At 49.0% G+C, this 21,100-nt stretch carries 18 protein-coding genes; 12 read left to right on the top strand and 6 right to left on the bottom strand.

What is annotated here, in order from left to right; all coding sequences use genetic code 11:
• Positions 1-22: 22 nt before the first annotated feature.
• A complete protein-coding gene (locus K4H25_RS10405; protein WP_221020446.1) occupies positions 23-808 on the bottom strand; it encodes a tRNA pseudouridine(65) synthase TruC in 786 nt (261 codons plus the stop codon).
• A gap of 105 nt (positions 809-913) precedes the next feature.
• Here K4H25_RS10405 and K4H25_RS10400 point away from each other — a divergent pair, with 105 nt between their 5' ends.
• Positions 914-1,408, top strand: a complete 495-nt coding sequence (locus K4H25_RS10400; protein WP_221020445.1) for a hypothetical protein — start codon at positions 914-916, stop codon at positions 1,406-1,408.
• Between the two features lie 78 nt (positions 1,409-1,486).
• Here the strand turns inward: K4H25_RS10400 and glnE are convergent, their stop codons facing one another.
• Complete coding sequence (gene glnE, locus K4H25_RS10395) at positions 1,487-4,177, bottom strand: bifunctional [glutamate--ammonia ligase]-adenylyl-L-tyrosine phosphorylase/[glutamate--ammonia-ligase] adenylyltransferase (RefSeq protein ID WP_221020444.1); 2,691 nt, start codon at positions 4,175-4,177, stop codon at positions 1,487-1,489.
• Between the two features lie 216 nt (positions 4,178-4,393).
• Here glnE and K4H25_RS10390 point away from each other — a divergent pair, with 216 nt between their 5' ends.
• The 5 genes from K4H25_RS10390 (at position 4,394) to K4H25_RS10370 (ending at position 11,581) form a co-directional block, all read left to right on the top strand.
• The gene (locus K4H25_RS10390) at positions 4,394-8,281 is read left to right on the top strand and encodes a YhdP family protein (protein ID WP_445347050.1); all 3,888 of its coding nucleotides are present in this window, start codon (positions 4,394-4,396) and stop codon (positions 8,279-8,281) included.
• Between the two features lie 62 nt (positions 8,282-8,343).
• On the top strand, positions 8,344-9,150 hold the full coding sequence (locus tag K4H25_RS10385; RefSeq protein WP_221020442.1) for a carbon-nitrogen hydrolase family protein: 807 nt from the start codon (positions 8,344-8,346) through the stop codon (positions 9,148-9,150).
• 217 nt (positions 9,151-9,367) lie between these two features.
• A complete protein-coding gene (gene tldD / locus K4H25_RS10380; RefSeq protein WP_221020441.1) occupies positions 9,368-10,807 on the top strand; it encodes a metalloprotease TldD in 1,440 nt (479 codons plus the stop codon).
• A 1-nt stretch (position 10,808) separates the two neighbouring features.
• The gene (locus tag K4H25_RS10375; RefSeq protein ID WP_221020440.1) at positions 10,809-11,252 is read left to right on the top strand and encodes a GNAT family N-acetyltransferase; all 444 of its coding nucleotides are present in this window, start codon (positions 10,809-10,811) and stop codon (positions 11,250-11,252) included.
• A gap of 5 nt (positions 11,253-11,257) precedes the next feature.
• Entirely contained in the window at positions 11,258-11,581 is a 324-nt protein-coding gene (locus K4H25_RS10370; protein WP_255587522.1) for an antibiotic biosynthesis monooxygenase family protein, read from the top strand.
• Between the two features lie 2 nt (positions 11,582-11,583).
• On the opposite strand, the gene K4H25_RS10365 is transcribed toward K4H25_RS10370, so the two are convergent.
• Positions 11,584-12,453: an HDOD domain-containing protein gene (locus K4H25_RS10365; protein ID WP_221020439.1), complete on the bottom strand. Its 870-nt coding sequence runs from the start codon at positions 12,451-12,453 to the stop codon at positions 11,584-11,586.
• Between the two features lie 176 nt (positions 12,454-12,629).
• Between K4H25_RS10365 and rlmB the strand changes: the two genes are divergently transcribed.
• Positions 12,630-13,373, top strand: a complete 744-nt coding sequence (gene rlmB, locus K4H25_RS10360) for a 23S rRNA (guanosine(2251)-2'-O)-methyltransferase RlmB (protein WP_173534314.1) — start codon at positions 12,630-12,632, stop codon at positions 13,371-13,373.
• Positions 13,374-13,491: 118 nt separating this feature from the next.
• Here the strand turns inward: rlmB and K4H25_RS10355 are convergent, their stop codons facing one another.
• Positions 13,492-14,160 (bottom strand): hypothetical protein, encoded by a 669-nt coding sequence (locus tag K4H25_RS10355; protein ID WP_221020438.1) that lies wholly within the window; start codon positions 14,158-14,160, stop codon positions 13,492-13,494.
• 47 nt (positions 14,161-14,207) lie between these two features.
• A complete protein-coding gene (gene fnr / locus K4H25_RS10350; RefSeq protein WP_173534312.1) occupies positions 14,208-14,954 on the bottom strand; it encodes a fumarate/nitrate reduction transcriptional regulator Fnr in 747 nt (248 codons plus the stop codon).
• Between the two features lie 160 nt (positions 14,955-15,114).
• Here fnr and hemN point away from each other — a divergent pair, with 160 nt between their 5' ends.
• Both hemN and K4H25_RS10340 read left to right on the top strand, forming a co-directional pair.
• Positions 15,115-16,524: an oxygen-independent coproporphyrinogen III oxidase gene (gene hemN, locus K4H25_RS10345; protein WP_221020437.1), complete on the top strand. Its 1,410-nt coding sequence runs from the start codon at positions 15,115-15,117 to the stop codon at positions 16,522-16,524.
• Positions 16,525-16,540: 16 nt separating this feature from the next.
• Positions 16,541-17,197: a sulfite exporter TauE/SafE family protein gene (locus tag K4H25_RS10340; RefSeq protein WP_221020436.1), complete on the top strand. Its 657-nt coding sequence runs from the start codon at positions 16,541-16,543 to the stop codon at positions 17,195-17,197.
• Positions 17,198-17,241: 44 nt separating this feature from the next.
• Here the strand turns inward: K4H25_RS10340 and nadB are convergent, their stop codons facing one another.
• On the bottom strand, positions 17,242-18,828 hold the full coding sequence (gene nadB / locus K4H25_RS10335; RefSeq protein ID WP_221020435.1) for an L-aspartate oxidase: 1,587 nt from the start codon (positions 18,826-18,828) through the stop codon (positions 17,242-17,244).
• Between the two features lie 162 nt (positions 18,829-18,990).
• On the opposite strand from nadB, the gene rpoE reads away from it, so the two are divergent.
• Genes rpoE through K4H25_RS10320 form a run of 3 tightly spaced genes read left to right on the top strand, consistent with a single transcriptional unit; the run spans position 18,991 to position 21,073 of the window.
• The gene (gene rpoE, locus K4H25_RS10330; protein WP_173534724.1) at positions 18,991-19,593 is read left to right on the top strand and encodes an RNA polymerase sigma factor RpoE; all 603 of its coding nucleotides are present in this window, start codon (positions 18,991-18,993) and stop codon (positions 19,591-19,593) included.
• Between the two features lie 44 nt (positions 19,594-19,637).
• Positions 19,638-20,111, top strand: a complete 474-nt coding sequence (locus K4H25_RS10325; RefSeq protein ID WP_221020434.1) for a sigma-E factor negative regulatory protein — start codon at positions 19,638-19,640, stop codon at positions 20,109-20,111.
• Positions 20,111-21,073, top strand: coding sequence for a MucB/RseB C-terminal domain-containing protein (locus K4H25_RS10320; protein WP_255588202.1), 963 nt, complete (start codon positions 20,111-20,113; stop codon positions 21,071-21,073). Before K4H25_RS10325 ends, K4H25_RS10320 begins: the two co-directional genes overlap by 1 nt.
• Positions 21,074-21,100: the final 27 nt, after the last annotated feature.

The following is a 21,100-nucleotide window of genomic DNA, read 5'->3' as shown; positions in this document are numbered from 1 at the left end:
TTGGATGATTTAGTGCTCACCATCAAACAAAAATCTGCCGCTGCAAGGCGCTCGCTTGTGGTGTTTGGTAATCAATTTTCTGCATTTGCAAAGCGGCTAGCCAGCCTAATTCTTGGATCACCCAACTCATGTCGGCCGCAACGGGCGCTGAAATGCTGAGCATTTGTCCGCTAATGGGGTGTTTAAAACGCATTTGGGTGCACGCGAGCAGCAGGCGATTTACGCCAAACGCTTGGGCGAACGCCCGATTGTGTCGACCCTTGCCGTAGGTGGTGTCGCCAATAATTGGATGGCTAAGGTGCTTGAGGTGACGTCGGATTTGATGGCGGCGGCCAGTGATTGGATCGAGCCTCACTAAGGCGTAGCGGCTGCTGGGGTATTTATCGACCGACCAAGGTAGCTCGACACTGGCAATGCGTTGATAGTGGGTTTGACTGGCTTGGGCGGCTTTTTCAACGACGCCACCAAACACTTCAGCGTCGTCTTTACGAATTTCCAGTGGATGATCGATTTCGCCTTGCTCATCTGGCCAGCCGCGCACCACGGCGAGATAGTTTTTTGCCACTTGCCGTTCGGCAAATTGCATCGAGAGTGCGCGGGCGCTGTCTGAGTTGAGCCCAAACAATAAAACCCCTGAGGTGGCTTTATCCAAGCGATGCGCTGGATAAACATGCTGGCCAATCTGATCGCGTAATAGTTGCACCGCAAAGCGCGTTGCGTACGCGTCTAAACTACTGCGATGAACCAATAAATCGCTGGGCTTGTGAATGGCAACGAGATGATCGTCTTGATACAGAATGGGGAGCATAGCGTTGCTTTGTGGCGAGAGGTTTTGATGAAGCTGGCTGATTTATGACGAAATCAGTCAGTGTGTGCTAATGTAATGGTTGTCTGCTTGCGTTTTGGGTATGTCATGTCAATGGTTCAGCAATTGCCACATTATATTTGTGGCCATTATCATCCGCTTGAGGCCTATCAGCAATCTGATGATCACTCACAAACTTTGTGCTGGTCGGCAATGACATTGCCTTGCCCGAGCTGTTGCGTGCAAAGCGTACAAACCTTAGATTTGAACCCGCAAGTTTACGTTAATCTTCAGCAATTATCACCCAGTTTGACTGCTTTTGTGATCGAGGTGAGCGAGGTAAGCCAGCCTTTGGATGGCGTTTTATCTCTGACCGGTTACGTGCAGCGCGCGGCGTCAATTGATGAATTGCATCCTGGCGGCGATATTTTTGACCTGCCCAATGCAGTGTGGCGCAAAGAATATTGGTTTGATAATGACACTGAGCCGATGCACGTAGTGGCCTTGCTTCGGCATTTAAAGCAAGAAATGCGCTGGTTAGAAACGTATTTGCCGCAAGGCGTGCGCGCGATTCATTTTGCTGATTTTGTCGGCACAGCTTAATTAATTTGATAAATTGATCATCGATTGCAAAAAGCCCCAACGGTGCAAGACGTTGGGGCTTTTTGTTGGCTGAAACCTTTATCCAAATAGATTTTGCCAAGTGGCTTGCACCGATTGCAGATCGTTTTCCAGTGGCGCAATCATGTCCGGCGTGAGCGGCGTGCCGTTCAGGCGATTGATATGCTGCAAGCGGCGCAGCGCGCGGTAAGCAATGCGAGCGTGTTCTGCGGCGTGGCTGCTGATTAAGCCATGCTGGGCGGCGGTGTCCAGTAAAGCGATATTGCCCAAATTGGCTGTGAGCGCGGGAATGGTCGATGAATATGCCAAAATCAAAAATTGCATAATAAATTCAATATCCACAATCCCACCGCGCAAATGCTTTACATCCACTGCGCTGGCGGGGTGGGTTTCAAGGATTTTCTCGCGCATTTTTTGCACTTCGGCTTTGAGCGAATCAATATCACGCTCTAAACAAATGATGGCGTTGCGAATCAGCGTGAATTTTTGACCAATCGCGGCGTCCCCTGCGCAGTAGCGAGCACGTGTGAGCGCTTGATGCTCCCAAACCCATGCCGAATTGCGCTGATATTGCTCGAAGGCATCAATACTGGAAACCAAGAGTCCCGATGTACCATTGGGGCGTAAGCGTAAATCAATGTCATACAGCTGACCGGCTGAGGTCATGCTGGTGAGCCAGTTGACCACCCGCTTGGCAAAGCGAGCGTAGATTTCGCCCGCGTTGGGGTGCTCGTCCTCGTATAAAAACACCAGATCTAAGTCCGACGCATAGCCCAATTCTTTGCCGCCCAATTTGCCATAGCCAATAATGGCAAATTGCGGTGTGTCGAGGTGTTTATTGGGCATTTCGCGCCAAACTTCTTCGATGGCAACCGATAAAATCAGATCGGCCAGATCAGATAAATGATCCGAAAGCGTTTCTAAAGGCAATAAATCGGCCAAATCTTGCGACACTAAGCGAAAAATCTGCGTATGTTGAAAGTGCCGCAAGCAATCCATCTTGGCTTCGGTGTCGTCTTTCAGCTGGCTAATTTCTTGCCGAAGTTGCTCGCCTAATTTGCCCCAGTCAGGCGCTTGATGTAGTAAACGTGAATCGAGGAGTTCATCGAGCAAGATGGGGTGGCGAGTGAGGTATTCAGACACCCAAGGGCTAGCGCTATATAGTGATGCGAGCCGTTTTAACGCTTGTGGATGCTCGGCTAGCAGTGCTAGATAAGACTCGCGGCGGCCAATGGCTTCGAGTAAGTCGAGTAATCGCGTCAGCGTAATGTCGGGGTTGCCCACTTGGGCGGAGATGGTAATGAGTGACGGTAAGATCGCGTCCAGTCTTTGTCGGCAGCGGTCGGGCATTTGCCGATATTTGCTGCTGTCGTGCAAAGCATTGAGTCGACGTTGGATTTCAAGTGGTTTTGCAAAGCCTAGCGCGCTTAATCGACTGGTGTCTTCATCGAGATATTGGTCGATATGCGTTTCGGTGTTGCTGCCATTGAGTGCACTGTGCTCGGGGAGTGCAAAAATTTGTTCAAATTGCGCGGTGACGCGCGCGCGATGTGCGTCGAGTGTAGTTTTGAACTGTACCCAATCGCCAACGGCTTGCTGGGCAAACCCCATACTCAATGCCAGTCGCGCTTGATCGTCGCTTTGCGTGGGCAGCATTTGGGTCTGCGCATCGTCTAAATACATAATGCGATGCTCGACATTGCGTAAAAACACATACGCCGCTTGCAGTTGATTGACGATGTCAGCAGGCAGCGTGCCTTGCTGTTCCAGCTCATTCAAAATGACTTGTGTTGGTCTTTGCTGCAAAGTCTTGGTACGCCCACCGCGAATTAGTTGAAATACTTGGCCGATAAATTCAATCTCACGAATGCCGCCTGGGCCCAGTTTGACGTTTTCAAAGCGATCTTTGCGCGCCACTTCACGGCGGATTTGGCTGTGTAGCTCACGCATAGAGTGATACGCGCCGTAATCGAGGTATTTTCGATAAATAAACGGGGTCACTAAGCTCATTAAGCCCGCAGCGTCACCGCTTAAAGCGCGCCCTTTAATCCATGCATATCGCTCCCACTCGCGCCCTTGGGTGAGTAGGTAGTTTTCTAAAGCAGCAAAGCTGGTGGCCAAGGGGCCCGAGTCGCCAAAGGGGCGTAAGCGCATATCGACTCTAAATACAAAGCCATCAGCGGTGGTGTCACCAATGATGCGAATCAGCTTTTTGCCAATTTGAGCAAAATACTCATGATTACTGATGGGCTTAGTACCGTTGGTTTCACCGTCTTCGGGGTAGACAAAAATTAAATCGATGTCGGACGAGACATTGAGCTCACGCCCACCGAGTTTGCCCATGCCAACAATGATTAACTCTTGCACGGTGCCACTGTCTTCGCCTATGGGTAGGCCCGTGCGCTCGGTGGCTTGGCTTAAAAATTGCAATGCGTGGCTCAGCGCCACTTCTGCCAAATCGCTAGTGGTGGTGACCACTTCATTGAGGTCAGATCGACCACTGATTTCTCGGGTGATGAGTCTAGCCATCACCGCTTGGCGCAAATTACGTAATTGTTGGCTGAGCTGTTCTTCGGTTTCAATGGGCTCTTGCGCCAGTTGATCGAGCATTGCTTGCCGAGTAAAAATTTGCTCGAGCGCTTCTATGGTGGCGTCGATTAAGTGGGGGTGACGCATAAATAGATTATTGAGGTAGCGGCTATGCTGGCGTGCGGCAAGAATGGCGGGGTTGGCAGAGGCGGTATCAGTCATGGGCTCACTCGTAGGCATTGGCAATTGGCGCTATGGGGCTTACCTGAAGGTGTCTAGTGTGATGCGGGGCATAGACGGCGGCAAATCTTTGCGAGAAATGCGAACTGAAGCGAAATGCCGCTTTGGAATCAGGGTAAAATAGCGCTCTTGTGCGTAACCCTAGCATAGCCGAGCCTGTTTGGGCGCTTTCCCTCTTTTGAATTTGGACGTTTTTTAGTGCGCCGCATCAAACTTGCTTTATTTCATCTTCCGCACAGCCTCTTTCGGTGGCTAAAGCGTCTTGTGCTGGCCTTTTTGTTACTGTTGCTGATTGTGGCGAGTGCTTGGCAGTTCTGGTTTATGCCGCGATTGAATGATTATCGGCCTTGGCTGATGACTCAGCTTGAACAGGCAACTGGGGTGCCGGTGTTCATTGGTCAAGTCAGTGGCGGCTGGCAAGGGGGGTATCCGCAGTTAATGGTGCGCGATTTTGCCGTGGGTAAAAACCGCCAAGCGCCAGACCTGCGTTTTGCGACGCTCAGTGCCACTTTATCGATTCAGACGCTATTTTTAGGTCGGATTCAATTTCATCAAATCGTGCTGCAGTCGCCTTTGCTCGACATTAGTCGCGCTATGGATGGTCGTTGGTGGATGGGGGGTGTGGCATTAAGCCAACAACCTAGCGAGCACCGCGATGCCAGCATGCTCAATTGGTTGCTGGCGCAAAATGAGATTGTCATTGAGCAAGGGCAGGTGCGTTTTAGTGATGCACAAGGGCAGTACCCCAGTTTGACGCTCAGTCAGGTGGATTTTTCTACTGATCAATTTTTAGGCGCGCATCGCTTTAATTTGGCTTTAACACCGCCGCCGAGTGTGGGGCCGCGGATTCAAATGCAGGGGCGACTCAAAGGGCGAGATGTTGCGCAACTACAGCAATGGTCGGGCTGGCTTAAATTGCAGTTGCCCGAAAGTAATTTGATTAAGTTTATGCCGTGGCTGAATGCCGTAATGCCAAAGAACTTGCTGCTTGAGCATGGTGTGGGTCAACTCAATTTACGCGTTGATTTAGCACAAGGCCAATTGCAAGCTATTGAGGCCGATTTGGGTGCGCGTGATTGGCAAATGCGAGATCACGCTACGGCTACCCTGTATCAGCTGCCCAAGCTTGATGCGCTTGTCTTCTGGTCAGATACCCCTAAGGGAAAAACTTTAAAAATTAATGGCCGTCAAATTGAATCTCCGTCCGGGGTGTTGTGTACCTCGTGTAACTTAACGTATAGCCAAACACAGCTTGAATCAGCTTTGCAGTTAAAGCAGTGGCAACTTGCGGGTTTAAATGCGTATTTACCGCTATTAAAGCCATATTTGGTTACATATTTGGCGAATGGGGCTGCTGCGCAATTGGGTAATGCTCCCGCAAAGGTGGGTGGGCTAATTCAAGAAGCAGAGCTCAGTTGGCAAGGCCCATTGTCTGCCGCAAAGTCTTTGGCGGGACGTTTTGATGCGCAAGCGCTGGTGCTGCGTCACCCTGAATTGAATCTTGGCCCAATTGATTTGACGGGGCAGTGGCAAGACCAAGGCGGGCGGTTTGATGTACAGGGGCGTAATACCGAATTTAACTACCCGGCACAATTTGTCGACCCCATGCTGCTTAATGAGCTCAGTACCCGTATAGAGTGGCAAAAGAAGGCGCAAGACTGGCGTTTTGATTTGCTGAATTTTTCAATAATGAATCCGGCCATTCAGTTGAAATTAAATGGTCGCTATGAAGGGCCAAGTTCAGGCTTGGGGAAGGTGAAAATATCGGGGGATATCGCTCACCTATCGGCCAATCAGGCGTATCGCTATCTGCCCCGTATTTTGGGTGACGATGTCCTCGATTGGTTAAAGCAAGCTTTGCTGGCTGGGGATGCCAGTCAGGGTCGGATTATTTGGCAGGGCGATGTAGCTGGGTTTCCTTACCACAAAGGTTCGGCCGATGAGGCGCGTGGCCAGTTTGCAATTTATGCCAAAGCGGCGGATGTAACGCTGAACTATGTGCCAGGCTGGCCGGTGATTGACCATATTTATGGTGATTTGGCTTTTGAAGGCTTGGCGATGAAAATTAAAGCATCGGCTGGCGAAATCTCAAAAACCCGCTTGAGTGGTGTGCAGGTTGACATTCCGAATTTAGAACAAGATCAACATATATTGGTGAGCGGCCAAGTTAGTGGCCATACGGATGATTTTTTGTCTTTTGTTGCCAATAGTCCGGTTAAGGAGAGTACGCAAGGGTTTTTAGATACCTTGGAGGCCGAAGGCGATGGCACCTTGGATTTGAAGCTCGATCTGCCCATGCTGAATATTGAAAATACCAAAGTGAGTGGTCGTTATCGATTTAAGCAAAATCAATTGCGTTTTGGTGGTGCGATTCCGGTACTCAATGCCGCCACTGGGGAGGTTGAGTTTTCTGAGTCGGCGATTAAAGTGCCATATGCTCAGGCCAAGGCCCTTGGTGGTACGGTTAAATTATTAGGCTCGAACGATGTCAATGGCGCTTTGGTATTAAATTTAACTGGTGACGCGGCAATGGGGCAGATTGCCGCTGCTTATTTACCGGCACTGCAAACGCAGATTTCGGGGCAAAGTCAGTATCAAGCGCAGCTTAAAGTTGCGCCTAAGCAATTTGATCTATCGGTGAGTAGCGATTTACAAGGGGCGAAAGTCAATCTACCGGCGCCGCTGGGCAAAAATGCCGCGCAAAGCCGGGCGCTCAATGTCAAAGCCAGCGGTGGGGAATTGCAGCATCAATTAACGTTTTCTTTGGGTCAATTGTTATTCGGCAAAATGCAAAGTAAGCAAACGAGCCCTAATGCTGAACCGAAAGTACAAATGGTGATTGGACTAGGTAGTGAAGTGAGGGCGATGCCAGAGAGTGGCGTGTTAGTGACTGGGCATTGGCCTGCGCTCGATGTTGAAGATTGGCTCGATTTTGTTGAAAAAATGCCGCGACCATCGATTGCCTCGGCAAATTCCACGACCAATGCCGCGAGCAATAACTTGCCGGTCATTACAGTGAAAGAGCTAGGTTTTAAGCAAGTGAATGCATGGGGACGTTTATTTAATGGTGTCACCATTAGCGCGAAACCGACAGCACAAAATTGGCAGATTGATTTAGACAGTAAAGAGCTGGCGGGCCGAATCAACTGGCAGGCCGGTAGTCGTCAACTGAATGCCAAACTGAGTAAATTATGGTTGCCATTGTCAATGGAACCAAAGACAACGCAGACCAATGTGCCGGGCTTAAGTGGTCCTGTGCAAAACAATGCATTGGATGATCCGAGTGCTTGGCCGCAAATGAATTTAGATGTGGCTGATTTGCGCTATGAGCGGATTGAATTGGGTCGGTTAAATGTATTGGCGGTACCGCAAGGCGCGGCGCTCAATATTGAGCAGTTACAGTTAAAAAATAACGACGGTGATTTAATATTAAATGGGGTTTGGAAACAAAAAGACGGAAAAAATCTGACTCAAGGACAAGTACAGCTCACTTCGCCGAATCTGGGACGATTATTGACTCGGTTTGGCTATCCAGAGGCGATGACGATGGCGCCACTCAATTTTGGCGGCAATGTGGAATGGCAAGGACCGCCTTGGTCGCCCAAACTCAATTCAATGCAAGGGCAGTTTAAAATTGACGTTGGCGCTGGGCAGTTTCTTAAAATTGATCCGGGCGCCGGGCGGTTTTTGACGGTGCTGAATTTACAAGCGATTCCGCGGCGCTTAAAGCTTGATTTTGAAGACTTGATTTCACAAGGGTTTGGTTTTGATCGCATTACCGGGGACGCCACGATGAATCAAGGTGTCGCCAAGACTAAAAACCTGACGATCGATGCCCCGTCGGCCAAAGTGCGTTTTAAAGGCGATGCTAATTTTGTTGCTGGCACGCAAGACATTGTGGTGCGCATCGTTCCTGCTGTTGGGGATGCGGTGGCTTTGGGCGTCGCGGCGATTAATCCGATTGCCGGATTGGCGACCTTTGCCGCGCAGCGTTTGTTTGATCAAAATCCGCTCGGAGAGTTGGTTTCGTTTGAGTATCAAATCAGCGGTTCAATGCGTGATCCACAAGTTAAAAAATTAAACTAATGGGTATGTTGCAGTAGTAAACATTAGATGTGGCTTTTGTGGCTATACATGGCGAGGGTAATATGCAATCGGTTCAAGTGTGCGCGATTCAAATGATTTCTGGTCCCGTGGTGAATGACAATTTACAGCGCGCTAAGTTGCTGATTGCCAAGGCCGCAGAGGCGTGCGCTAAGCTGGTGCTGTTGCCAGAATATTTTGCGATGATGGGGCAAACCGATCAAGACAAATTGGCGATACAAGAGGCCTTTGGCGCTGGGCCGATTCAAGATTTTCTGGCCGCCGCCGCGCGCGAGCACGGTATTTATTTGGCGGCCGGTACAATTGCATTGCGCTCGGAGCATGCCGCAAAGGTTAAAAATAGCTGCCTCGTATTTGACCCAAGTGGCGCATGTATTGCGCGCTACGACAAAATTCATTTATTTGGTTTTGATAGTGGTACCGAGCAGTTTTGTGAAAGCAACACTATTAGCGCTGGCGATGAAGTGGTCACGTTTGAGACGCCATTTGGCCGCGTTGGCTTGGCGGTTTGTTATGATTTGCGCTTTCCGGAGTTGTTTCGTCAAGTGGACGGTATCGATATTTGGTTATTACCCGCGGCGTTTACGGCAACGACGGGCCGCGCGCATTGGGAGGTCTTGCTGCGTGCTCGGGCGATTGAAAATCAATGCTTTATCATCGCTGCTGATCAAGGCGGTGAGCATCCTAGCGGTCGAACGACCTTTGGGCACAGCATGATTGTTGATCCGTGGGGGCAGGTAATCAATTGTCTGCCTAGTGGTGAAGGGCTGGTGCTGGGTGAATTAAAGGCCAGCCAGATGCAGCGAGTTCGCAGTAGTTTGCCTGCCTTGTCACATCGTGTATTGCCATAGCCGGCAAGGGATTAACCGGCTCACAATGACGATGAGGTTTTCTTCCGATGGGATTGCTGATTGCTTCTGATGAAATTGTTCGTACTTTTTTTGGTCTTTCATGGACAATCGCTGTAACTGAATACTGTAAAAATGTGCAGGGTTGTTTTTGATTGAAACGCCTTGCCGACTTGCTGTCGCACGACAACTTAAACACCTTATTTAAAAGTGAACCCCAATGACCGTTTTTGCCTTAGCTGAACAGCAATTACTAACCCCATTTAATTTGGATGAGGCGGCGCTCAGCCAAGTTTTTAGCGACATCATGACGCACCAAATTGATTACGCCGATTTGTATTTCCAATACAGCCGCTCTGAAGCGTGGAGTTTGGATGAAGGGATTGTGAAATCAGGCAGCTTTAGCATTGACCAAGGCGTGGGTGTGCGGGCAATTCAAGGTGAAAAAACGGCGTTTGCTTACTCGGACGATATTAGCTTGCCCTCGCTGACCCAAGCCGCTTACGCCACTCGGGCGATTGGTCGGCAAGGTGGTGAGGGTATTGCTCGCAATGTCACAAAACATAATGCTCGTCAGCTCTATACCCCAACAGATCCTATTTCGAGTTTAAACGAAGCGGCCAAAGTGGCGATGTTGGAAAAATTGGAGCAATTGGCGCGCAGTCTCGATCCGCGCGTAGTGCAAGTGATGGCAAGCTTAGCGGGTGAATATGAGCTGGTGTATATCGCGCGTCACGATGGCCATCGTGCGGCGGATGTGCGACCTATGGTGCGCTTGTCGATCAATGTGATTGTCGAAGCCAATGGCAAACGTGAACAAGGCAGTGCCGGTGGTGGCGGTCGTTTTGATTATGGTTATTTTACCGACATGGTCTTGCTCGATTACGCCAAAAAAGCGGTGGATCAGGCGGTACTCAATTTAGATGCTAGACCGGCACCGGCAGGCGAGATGACGGTGGTGTTAGGTAATGGCTGGCCGGGTATTTTGCTGCACGAAGCGATTGGCCATGGTTTAGAGGGTGACTTTAATCGCAAAGGCAGCTCGGCCTTTGCGGGAAAAATCGGCCAGCGCGTTGCTGCGCCCGGCGTTACGGTAGTGGATGATGGCACGATTGGTGATCGCCGTGGTTCGCTCAATGTCGATGATGAAGGCAATCCAACGCAGCGCACGGTATTGATTGAAGACGGTATTTTACAAGGCTATCTACAAGACAGTCTCAATGCTCGCCTAATGGGGCAACCGGTAACGGGCAATGGCCGCCGTGAAAGCTATGCGCATATCACCATGCCACGCATGACCAATACCTTGATGGAAAATGGCGATAAAGATCCGCAAGAAATTATTGCATCGATTAAGCGCGGACTGTATGCAGTGAACTTCGGTGGTGGTCAGGTGGATATTACCAGCGGCAAATTTGTGTTTTCTGCAGCTGAGGCATGGTGGGTCGAAGACGGGAAAATGCTGTACCCAGTAAAAGGCGCCACGCTGATTGGTAATGGTCCGGATGTGCTGACTAAAGTGTCGATGCTGGGTAATGATTTGTCGCTCGATCCAGGTGTAGGGACGTGCGGTAAAGATGGGCAAAGCGTGCCGGTCGGCGTGGGGCAACCCACAATGCGAATTGACGGTGGTTTAACAGTGGGTGGTACCGGGGGTTAAGATGGCATTGGTGATTCGTAAAATTGTCGCCGATGAATATCAGCGTGCCGCAGAGGTAGTGCAAACGACTTTTGCGCATTTGGCCGTGCAGTATCAGCCACCTGCTGGGGTGGCTACGTTTGCCCGCTTGTCGACTGCCGATGAAATTGCCAGTCGCGATGCGCGGCATTCGGTGACGTATATTGCCTTGATTCAAGATGTGATCATTGGTGTACTACAGGTAAGGTCATCACAGCATATCGCCATGTTGTTTGTGCTGCCTGAAATGCAAAGTCGCGGCGTTGGCCGCGCTTTAATTAAGGCTGCTGAGCAAGATGCACCGCTGCAAACGGTGAGCGCCAGTGTGAACAGTGTGATGGCGTATATGCGCTACGGCTTTATGCCTTGCGGTGCCGACCAAGTTAGCCCGTCAGGGATTCGTTTTGTACCGATGCAAAAAGGCTGAGTGCCGTGATTTATTCCGCAACCTTTATTTTTGACCCTAAACAATTTGACGAAGAATTTCATCAACTCGACCAGCAGATTGCTCAGGCCGCTAAGGAAACCGAGGGTTATTTGGGCGAGGAGGCTTGGCAAAATGTAGAGAGCGGACGGATTTGTAATGTTTATTATTGGCAATCTGAAGCGGGCTTAAAAGCGTTGATGCAGCATCCATTGCATTTGCAGGCAAAGGCGCGTTACGCGCAATGGCTGTCAGGTTATCAAGTCGTTATTGCACAAGTTATCAGGTCTTACGGTGACTCGTTAATCAGCCATCCGTGTGCTGCCAATTAGACTTAAAACACACTCAGAATTTCTTGACAGGCTTCGTTCATCTCATTGATCAAATTGGTGTATTGCGGGTCGTTGAGCTCGGTGGGAACAAAGGCCTCAGGCAGATCTTGTTTGTTGATTTCTTCCAGTCCACCGGCGAATAAATTGGCGACGTAAATTACATCAGTTAGGCGTCTTAATTGCGTGGTCGGTGGGCGAGGCAAGTCATTGTCTCTGACCGCTTCGATGATTTCTTCGGGTAGTGACAAGGTATCAAGCAGCACGGTGCCAATGCTGTCATGCCATTGCGCGACTAAATATTCCACGGTTTTAGGCCTTTCGAGTAGCTCTGGGTTTCTGCCTGCGCGATCGAGCATAAAAAAAGCGCCCAAATCGTGAACCAGTCCAGCTAAAAAAGCGACTTCTGGGTTAAGGCGCGGCGCGAGGTGTTTGCAAAGTACCCGCGCAATGGCTGCAGTTTTAAGGCTGTGTTGCCACCAAAGTCGAGATTGCGCTTCAAAGGGGGCGAGTTGTGCGGAACGAGATAGTTGATCCATTGCACAAGCCAGTGCTGCCGAACGTGCGACGCCCATTCCTAGTCGAATCACGGCATTTTCGATATTTACAATGGCGCGCCCTGAGGGATTGTAGCTAGCAGAATTGGCTAGCTTGAGCAGCTTGGTGGTGATGAGTGGGTCTTTTTCTACTTCGCTGGCGATTTTTTGTATCGAAGCATTGGGGTCTTTCATCGCCGCGCCAATTTGGATTGAAATATCAAAGCAAACAGGGAAAATCGTATTGCCATCGAGTTCTTTGGCAATATCCTCTAGCATCGCGAGGTATTGGTCTCTGAGCTCAGTGCTGGATTTGTTTTCAGTTGCTGTCATGGTCATGGAAAGTTGATGCTATTTTGTTGTTGAAGTACCTTAAGAATAGTATGTATTTAACTGAGTATTGCCTTCGCTGTAAAATAATGAGCGTATTCTCGCGCTCAGAATGTCTTATTTACAGTCTTTTTTGCATAAACCCCGTAAAATTGCGAATCTCGGCTTTTTTAGGAAATGTGCGTATGTCGCAAAATAAAATTATTCATGGGTTTCATGCTGTCACATCGCGCTTGCGGCGTTTTCCCGACTCGGTGCTAGAGGTTTACGTTAATAGTGAACGTAGCGACCCACGGATGAAAGATTTACTGAAAACCGTGAAATTACAAGATGTAAAACTGGTTCAAGTGGATGGTGCACGTTTGGATGGTATTGCTGGTCATGTACGTCATCAAGGTGTCGCGGCGCTGATTGATACTGAAAAAAGCTATTTGTCGATTGAAGATGTATTGGATGATTTAGATGAGCCACCGTTTTTATTGATTTTAGATGGGATTACCGATCCGCATAATTTGGGTGCCTGTCTGCGTGTCGCCGATGCCATGGGCGTACATGCGGTGATTGCACCTAAAGATAAATGTGTTGGCGTAACGGCGACAGTATCTAAAGTGGCTTGTGGTGCCGCTGAAGTCGTGCCGTATGTGATGGTGACTAATTTGGCGCGAACGATTCGCGACTTAAAAGAACGTGGCATTTGGGTGGTGGGTACTGCGGCCGATGGTCAGTGCGATTTGTTCCATTATGGCCAAACTGGGCCGATTGCTTGGGTGTTGGGTAATGAGGGTGAAGGCATGCGCCGTTTGACGCGTGAGCTTTGTGATAGTCTGGTATCGATTCCTATGTATGGTTCGGTAGAGAGTTTGAATGTGTCGGTAGCGGCAGGGATTGTCTTGTCTGAAAGCCGTCGTCAGCGGGTGATGGCCAAGTAAGTAGCAATCGCTGCGTTTGGTTTGAGTGTGTTTGACTGAAAGTTGGAATGATTAAATAGGTATTGCGATGCAGACTTTATACAATAAGCGCTGTATTGCAATACCTATTTTTTTGTGCTCAATTGGCTGGCGTGTATTGCGTGGGGATTTGCAAAATGAAGTTGGCTAATTGCTGTGCTGGCGAGGTATTGGTTTGGCTCCATGGGCCAAAATATTGGCGTTGTAGTGGAGAGTAGGGCTGGAAATCGTGTGCTGGCTGCTGGCTGAGAAACTCGCTGGCAAGCTGTTGTAGTACGATGGATTGTTGTTGCTGTTCACCCATTTGCTTGGCGAGCTCAGTAATGAACTCCGCTTGATTGAGCGGAATAGGCGTGGGTAGATTTGGGATTTTTTGCCAAAAAGCGGAGCTTTCTTTAGATGCGCTTTCAGTTATTGTTTGCCACGCGCGATGTGCAAAACTAGCGGCGCCAAAGTCACCAATATGTAGCCATCCATTGGCAATAGGGGCGAGTGCATCGAGTAAAGGGGCCGTGCTTTGTAGTGCCGTTAATGATCCCGCTGCGGCAAAGATAAAGCCGTATTCTGGTGCTTGTAATGCCGGTAGGGCCAGTAGTTCAATATCAGCTTGGAAGGTGTTGGGCGTTGCGTGGGGATTGGCTTGGACAAAGATCATTGCCGGCTGGGATTTGGTTTTGTCGCAAAACTGATAGTCAATTGTGGCGAAATGCTTGAGTCGATGTGCGAGCAATGCTTGTAGGGGTTGTGGCGCGACGATGGTGTAATGCATTGTAGCTCCATTGGGCTGCCGTTATGGGTTGGGCAGCCCGTGCGAGATTATTCGCCTTGGCAGTTGCTCAACAGCTTTTTCAAACTGTCACCATCAATGATTTCAATTAAGCGATTTTGAACTTTGATAAAGCCTTGATCTTGAAATTTTGACAGCGTTCGGCTAACGGTTTCAAGTTTGAGTCCGAGGTAGCTACCGATTTCTTCACGCGTCATCCGCAGATGAAAGCTAGTAGAAGAGTAGCCGCGAATAGCAAAACGTTGCGATAGGTTGAGCAAAAAAGCAGCTAGACGTTCTTCTGCCTTCATATTGCCCAATAGCAACATGACACCATGGTCGCGAACGATTTCTCGGCTCATCACTTTATATAAGTGGCGCTGCAAGAGTGGCACATCACCGGCTAATTCTTCAATCTCACCAAAGGGCAGTTCACACACTTCGCTGTCTTCGAGTGCGATGGCGTCGCAAGTATGAAAGTCTGAACTAATCGCGTCCATGCCCATTAATTCGCCCGACATATGAAAGCCGGTGACTTGTTCGCGGCCGTCTTCAGAAATCACGCTGGCTTTAAAAAATCCAACGCGAATGGCAAAGAGCGATTTAAAGGGTTCACCAGCACGGTAAAGTGCTTCACCGCGTTTGATCGGTCGAGCTTGCGTGATAATGGCATCGAGCTCTTGCATTTCTTCGGGGTTCAGTCCGATAGGGAGGCAAAGTTCACGCAAGCTGCAGTTAGAACATGATTGACGAAGGTGGCGAGGTGTCAGTTCGCGGATTTGAATATTTTGAATCATATAAGGCTCGATGTACGCTTGAATGATAATTTCAGCAGCTGTTGTAAAGCAAAACCAGCTATCTATAAAGAGGGATGTTATATTTTATCTGATTTAGATCAAACTTTATTCTGCAGGTCCATCTTATCCTGCGACCAAAGCAAAGTTACTGGGAAAGATCATGATCTCGAAAAAAATAAACATTACTGCGCCAGCTATTGATTTCGATCGTGAGTTAATTGTGCGTTACGATGGCAAAGGCCCTCGATATACCTCCTACCCAACTGCGGATCGATTTGTCGCTGGTCTTAGCCAAGAGGCGCATTCGGCCTGCTTAAGTCAGCGCATGCCTGGCGCCTTGTCGATGCCTTTGTCATTGTACTTCCATTTGCCGTTCTGTAATACGATATGTTACTACTGCGGTTGTAATAAAATTATTACTAAAGATCAGTCTAAAGCCGATGAATATCTCGATTATCTCACGCAAGAGATAAAGATGTACGGTGATTTGTTGCCGAATCGACCTAAAGTGAGTCAATTGCACTTAGGTGGCGGCACGCCGACCTTTTTGTCGCATGCCCAGCTGCAGCGTTTGATGGATGTGGTTAATGCCCATTTCACTTTATTAGAAACTGGCGAATATTCCATTGAAATTGACCCTCGTAAAGTCGGTGAAGAGACAATTAAGCATTTGGCTCAATTGGGCTTTAACCGAATGAGTGTGGGTATTCAAGATTTTAATCCCGAGGTGCAGATTGCGGTGAATCGCGTGCAGTCAGAGGAAGAAACTCGCACGGTGATTGAAGCGGCTAGAATGCATGGCTTTCGCTCAGTCAGCGTTGATTTGATTTATGGTTTGCCAAAACAAACTGCGGAGTCGCTAGCAGAAACGATTGATCGCGTGCTGTTGCTCAAGCCAGATCGTATTGCGCTATATAACTACGCGCATTTGCCTGAGCGCTTTATGCCGCAGCGCCGAATTAATGCGGATGAGTTGCCGTCTGCAGAAGTGAAGCTCGATATTTTACAAAATTCAATCGAGCAATTAACTCAGGCCGGTTATGTCTTAATTGGCATGGATCACTTTGCGCTACCCAATGATGATCTGGCGGTTGCGCAGCGTCGTGGTCGCTTGCAACGAAATTTCCAAGGATATTCAACGCATGCCGATTGTGATTTGCTGGCATTTGGCGTGTCTTCGATTGGTAAGGTTGGCGCGAACTACTACCAAAATGTAAAAACTTTAGAAGAATATTACGCCAAGCTAGCAGTAAACGAATTTCCGATTGAGCGTGGCCTAACTATGAATCGGGATGATGCGCTGCGCCGCGCGGTGATTCAGGCCTTGATGTGTCAGTTTGAATTGTTTTTTCAAACGTTTGAAGCCAGTTATATGATTGATTTTAGTGATTACTTTGCTGAAGAGCTTGAGTTGCTAAAACCTTTGGCCGCAGATGGCTTATTGGTCTTGGAAGTGGATTCCATCGTAGTAACCCCGAAGGGGCGGATGTTAATTCGTTCGATTGCGATGGTGTTTGATGCGTATTTACGGACAAAAGCAACTAAAGCAAGGTATTCTCAACTGATTTAATGGCTTGTGGCGCGGTATGCTGGAATTAGATTGGCTGGCTTTGTTTTTAGCAGGTTTACTTGGTGGTGGTCATTGCGCAGGGATGTGCGGTGGTATTGTCGGGGCGTTTAGTGCCAATTTACCCAAAGGCCCAAGGTTGCTGTATGACTTGGGCTTTAATTTTGGCCGTTTGGCTGGGTATGTTGTTATCGGCGGCATATTAGGTGGCATCGCGAGCTTTACTGCGCTGGGTCAGTTGCAGGCATTAAAATCAATTTTGTTTATTTTGGCCAATATATTGCTCATTGTTTTGGGCTTATATATTGCAGGGTGGTCGTTGTGGCTCACTCAAATTGAAAAAATAGGCCAGCCGCTTTGGCGGGCAATTCAACCGATTTTACGGCGATTTTTGCCGATTCGTTCAGTCTGGCATACACCATTGATTGGTTTTTTATGGGGCTGGATTCCTTGTGGGCTGGTTTATACCGCCAGCTTGGCTGCGCTATCAACGGCATCGGCATTCAAGGGTGGGGCGGTGATGTTGGCGTTTGGTTTGGGAACGCTGCCTAATTTGTTGTTGATGGGTTTTTTTGCCGCACGTTTTATGCGGGTATTAAATTACCCGGGCGTTCGCTCCAGCTTTGGTTTGTTGATTGTGGCCTTTGGGTTATATCGACTGTTTAGCTTGATTTGATTTTTGGGTTTGAAAAAAACGCCGCGGTGAATGCGGCGCTTTTGTTATTTCTTAGTGATCTGGGGTGTAAGAATCGTCGGTTTGGCTTGGGGTTCCGTGTCTGGATAGTCTCGGCTGTAATGTAGGCCGCGGCTTTCTTTTCTGGCCATAGCGCAGCGAACGATGAGCTCGGCAGTAATCACCAGATTACGTAATTCAATCAAGTCGTTTGAAACGCGAAAATTGCGATAAAACTCATGAATTTCGCTTTTGAGTAATTCAATCCGGTGGAGTGCGCGCTCAAGTCGTTTGGTGGTACGCACAATACCAACGTAATCCCACATAAAGCGCCGCAGTTCGTCCCAGTTGTGTGAAATCACCACTTCTTCGTCCGGGTCGGTGACGCGGCTTTCATCCCATTCTGCGACATGAGGGAGCGGGCGAGGGGTTTGTTGCAAGATGTGCTCGGCTGCTGATTTGCCTAAAACCATGCATTCAAGCAAGGAATTTGACGCAAGTCGGTTCGCACCATGTAGACCAGTGCAGGCCACTTCACCCACGCCATAAAGTCCGGCAACGTCGGTCTGCCCATCGAGGTTGGTGACCAAGCCGCCGCACGTATAGTGTGCGGCAGGGACGACGGGAATCGGCTCTTTAGTGATGTCGATGCCAAGTTCAAGGCAGCGCAGGTAAATATTGGGGAAGTGTTCTTTGACAAAAGCGGCAGGCTTATAGGAAATATCTAAATAAACGCAGTCAAAGCCGCCTTTTTTCATTTCAAAGTCAATGGCGCGCGCCACGATGTCACGAGGGGCTAATTCTGCGCGCTCATCGTGATTGGGCATAAATCGCGTGCCATCCGGTAGGCGTAATATACCGCCTTCACCGCGCACAGCTTCGGTGATCAAAAATGATTTGGCATGCGGATGGTAAAGGCAAGTTGGGTGAAATTGAATGAATTCCATATTGGCAACGCGGCAACCTGCGCGCCAGCCCATGGCGATGCCGTCGCCCGTGGCAACATCCGGATTGGTGGTGTACAGATAGACTTTGCCAGCACCGCCCGTAGCGAGGACGGTGTGCTGCGCAAGAATGGTTTCAACTTGGTCGGCGTTTTTGTTGTAAACATAGGCGCCGATGCAGCGATTTTCACTGGTTTTGTCAGTAATTAAATCGACGGCGATATGTTCTTCCAGTACGGTAATATTCGGGTGTGCTGCGACTTTGATGGCTAGCGTGTCAATGACGGCGGCGCCGGTGGCGTCAGCAGCATGGATAATTCGGCGGTGGCTGTGCCCACCCTCGCGCGTGAGATGAAAGCCGTGATAGCTGGTTTGGCCTTCGTCGTCTTTGGTAAAGGGAACGCCCATTTCGATGAGCCAATCGATGGCTTCTTTGGAGTTTTCGATAATGAATCGAGTGGCGTCAAGATCGCATAAACCCGCACCAGCTACTTGCGTGTCATTGATGTGTAGCTCACTGCTGTCGGAGCCGTCCAGTACAGCGGCGATACCGCCTTGTGCCCACCCGCTGCCCCCATCGCGTAGCGCGCGTTTGGTAATCAGGCCGACTTTAAGTGTGTTTGCCAATTGAAGTGCGATGGTCATGCCACCGAGTCCGCTGCCCAGAATCAATACATCAAATGTGCGCATGGTGATTTGTTTCGAAAAATGGATGGGCAAATATTAACAGAGCGAAGGATCTCTGGCTTGGCTTACAACAATGTGGCTTGCAATTTTCAAGCCAAACCCAATATATGAAGGTTGAAATGTAATAAATGCAATTAACTGTGGGAGTTTTTACCCTTGCTTAAAATCAGCGAGCGCGATTTAGATCATGAATTGGTCTTGCGGGCGCAAAATGGCGACCAGCGTGCTTTTGAGCTGTTGGTTGTGAAGTATCAGCGACGTGTGGTGCGACTGTTGTCGAGAATGATTCGTGATCAGAATGAAATCGAAGACGTAACCCAAGAGGCTTTTATTAAAGCCTATCGTGCTTTGCCGTCTTTTCGCGGCGAGAGTGCGTTTTATACTTGGCTGTATCGAATTGCGATTAATACCGCGAAAAATTACCTGTCGACCTTAGGTCGCCGACCGATTTTGTCTGCTGAGTACGAAGATGAGGATGGCGACACCGTCGATGCGGCTGCATTAGTACCAGACTTTCATACGCCAGAGACTGAACTATCCAATAAGCAGATTGTCTCTACAGTCAATGAGGCGGTCGATGCTTTGCCTGATGAATTGCGCGAAGCGATTACTTTGCGTGAAATGGACGGGATGAGTTATGACGAAATCGCCTTGGCGATGGATTGTCCGATAGGTACCGTGCGTTCACGTATCTTTCGAGCACGGGAAGCGATTGCCAATCGCTTACGTCCTTTGCTGGGCGATGTAGGCAAGGATAAGCGCTGGTAGTCGGGTCTGGCGTATGGCGGCGGTTAGAGACAGGGGTTCGTAGTATGAGTGAAAAAATTTCAGCCTTAATGGATTGTGAAGTTGCGCCGCAAGATGTTGCAGCTGTGGTGGATGAGTTGCTTGCGTCGGCAGAGCAGCAAGAGGATTGGTGCCGTTGGCATTTAGCGCGGGATGCTATTGGGCAACCGCATCTAACGACGTCGTCTGAATTTATGCAAAAATTTTCTGCCAGATTGGCGCAAGAGCCAGTGGTGATTGCGCCTCGCCAGTTGCGGCCGAAGAAAACACCGTGGGTGTCATTGGCTGCGGTTGCTTCCGTGGTTTTTGTCGGTTTGATTGCGTGGCAATATTCTTTACCAAGCGCTTTGCCTGTTGATGTGCTGGCGCAGCAAAAGCCGATTGAATTAAAGTCGACAGAAATTAGCCCTTATTTGGCGGCGCATCGAGACGGCTTTTCAAATCCTTTGGCCTCTGAGCAATTTGCTCAAGCGCATTTTGAAGTTGGAGAGCAGCATTGATGGTGGCGAATGTGTATTGCCGGATTGTGGTTTTATTAGGGTGTTTGTGTGTCTTTAACGCGCAAGCTACGCCTTTAGATAAAGCTGAGGCGCAGCGGGTGTTGGCGCGCTCGGCGTCGGCCGCCGAGGCGGTGAGCTATACGGGCAATTATATTTATCAATCTGGCGAAAATATTGCCAACTATAAAATCAGTCATGCGATCGATAATGGCGTGGCCGCAGAACACCGTGAATTATTAGATGGCGAGCCGCGTGAGTATTTGCGAGTAGGTGATAAAGTCAGTATGTATCCGGCGCAAGGCTATGCTGTTCAATTGGATCGCCGCTATACCTCTAAATTATTTCCAAATCATTTGCCTGATAATGTGAGTGAACTACTACAGTCTTACGGACTTTCTAAAGTGGGGCGTGAGCGGGTGGTTGGTCGAGAGGCGACAATTTATCAGCTTGATCCATTGGATGCTTATCGCTATCCACAGCGCTTTTGGGTGGATGATGAAAGCGGTTTGATTTTGAAATGGTTGATGATGGGCATGCGTCAAGAAATGGTGCAGTCGTTTAGCTTTACCCAAATTCAGGTTGGCGGCAAAATCAATCAAAAATTGTTAAAGCCCATTTATCCCTTGCGCAGTGTGAAGGTTAATGATGGCGCGGTGTTGGATCTCGCTGAAGATAAAAAGTGGCGCATTAAGCCAACAGTACCTGGTTTTAAGCTGATCAAAAAAAGCACCCGAAGTTTGCCGCATAAATCGCGCGAAGTGGTGCACTACTTATTTAGTGATGGGGCGGTAACGCTGTCGGTATTTGTCGAGCCGATGAATGCCAATATTCCTCTAGGATTGGCGCATCAAGGTGCGATTCATTTGTATGCGCGGCAAGTTGATCAATATTTATTAAGCAGCTTGGGTGAAGTGCCTGCCGTGACAGTGGAGCGTTTTGCTAAAGCGTTTTCGCTGCGTTGAATTAATGAATAAGGTTTAAATTTCAGA

The sequence above is a fragment of the Deefgea piscis genome (assembly GCF_019665785.1).
Taxonomy (GTDB): Bacteria; Pseudomonadota; Gammaproteobacteria; order Burkholderiales; family Chitinibacteraceae; genus Deefgea.
This window is presented reverse-complemented; position numbering and strand designations above follow the sequence as displayed.

Excerpts from the sequence above, each read along its gene's own strand:
- K4H25_RS10405 (WP_221020446.1), bottom strand. The coding sequence starts at position 808 with ATGCTCCCCATTCTGTATCAAGACGATCATCTCGTTGCCATTCACAAG.
- K4H25_RS10325 (WP_221020434.1), top strand. The coding sequence starts at position 19,638 with ATGAGTGAAAAAATTTCAGCCTTAATGGATTGTGAAGTTGCGCCGCAA.
- K4H25_RS10340 (WP_221020436.1), top strand. The coding sequence starts at position 16,541 with ATGCTGGAATTAGATTGGCTGGCTTTGTTTTTAGCAGGTTTACTTGGT.
- glnE (WP_221020444.1), bottom strand. The coding sequence starts at position 4,177 with ATGACTGATACCGCCTCTGCCAACCCCGCCATTCTTGCCGCACGCCAG.
- hemN (WP_221020437.1), top strand. The coding sequence starts at position 15,115 with ATGATCTCGAAAAAAATAAACATTACTGCGCCAGCTATTGATTTCGAT.
- tldD (WP_221020441.1), top strand. The coding sequence starts at position 9,368 with ATGACCGTTTTTGCCTTAGCTGAACAGCAATTACTAACCCCATTTAAT.
- rlmB (WP_173534314.1), top strand. The coding sequence starts at position 12,630 with ATGTCGCAAAATAAAATTATTCATGGGTTTCATGCTGTCACATCGCGC.
- K4H25_RS10375 (WP_221020440.1), top strand. The coding sequence starts at position 10,809 with ATGGCATTGGTGATTCGTAAAATTGTCGCCGATGAATATCAGCGTGCC.
- nadB (WP_221020435.1), bottom strand. The coding sequence starts at position 18,828 with ATGCGCACATTTGATGTATTGATTCTGGGCAGCGGACTCGGTGGCATG.
- K4H25_RS10355 (WP_221020438.1), bottom strand. The coding sequence starts at position 14,160 with ATGCATTACACCATCGTCGCGCCACAACCCCTACAAGCATTGCTCGCA.
- K4H25_RS10400 (WP_221020445.1), top strand. The coding sequence starts at position 914 with ATGTCAATGGTTCAGCAATTGCCACATTATATTTGTGGCCATTATCAT.
- K4H25_RS10320 (WP_255588202.1), top strand. The coding sequence starts at position 20,111 with ATGGTGGCGAATGTGTATTGCCGGATTGTGGTTTTATTAGGGTGTTTG.
- K4H25_RS10365 (WP_221020439.1), bottom strand. The coding sequence starts at position 12,453 with ATGACCATGACAGCAACTGAAAACAAATCCAGCACTGAGCTCAGAGAC.
- fnr (WP_173534312.1), bottom strand. The coding sequence starts at position 14,954 with ATGATTCAAAATATTCAAATCCGCGAACTGACACCTCGCCACCTTCGT.
- K4H25_RS10385 (WP_221020442.1), top strand. The coding sequence starts at position 8,344 with ATGCAATCGGTTCAAGTGTGCGCGATTCAAATGATTTCTGGTCCCGTG.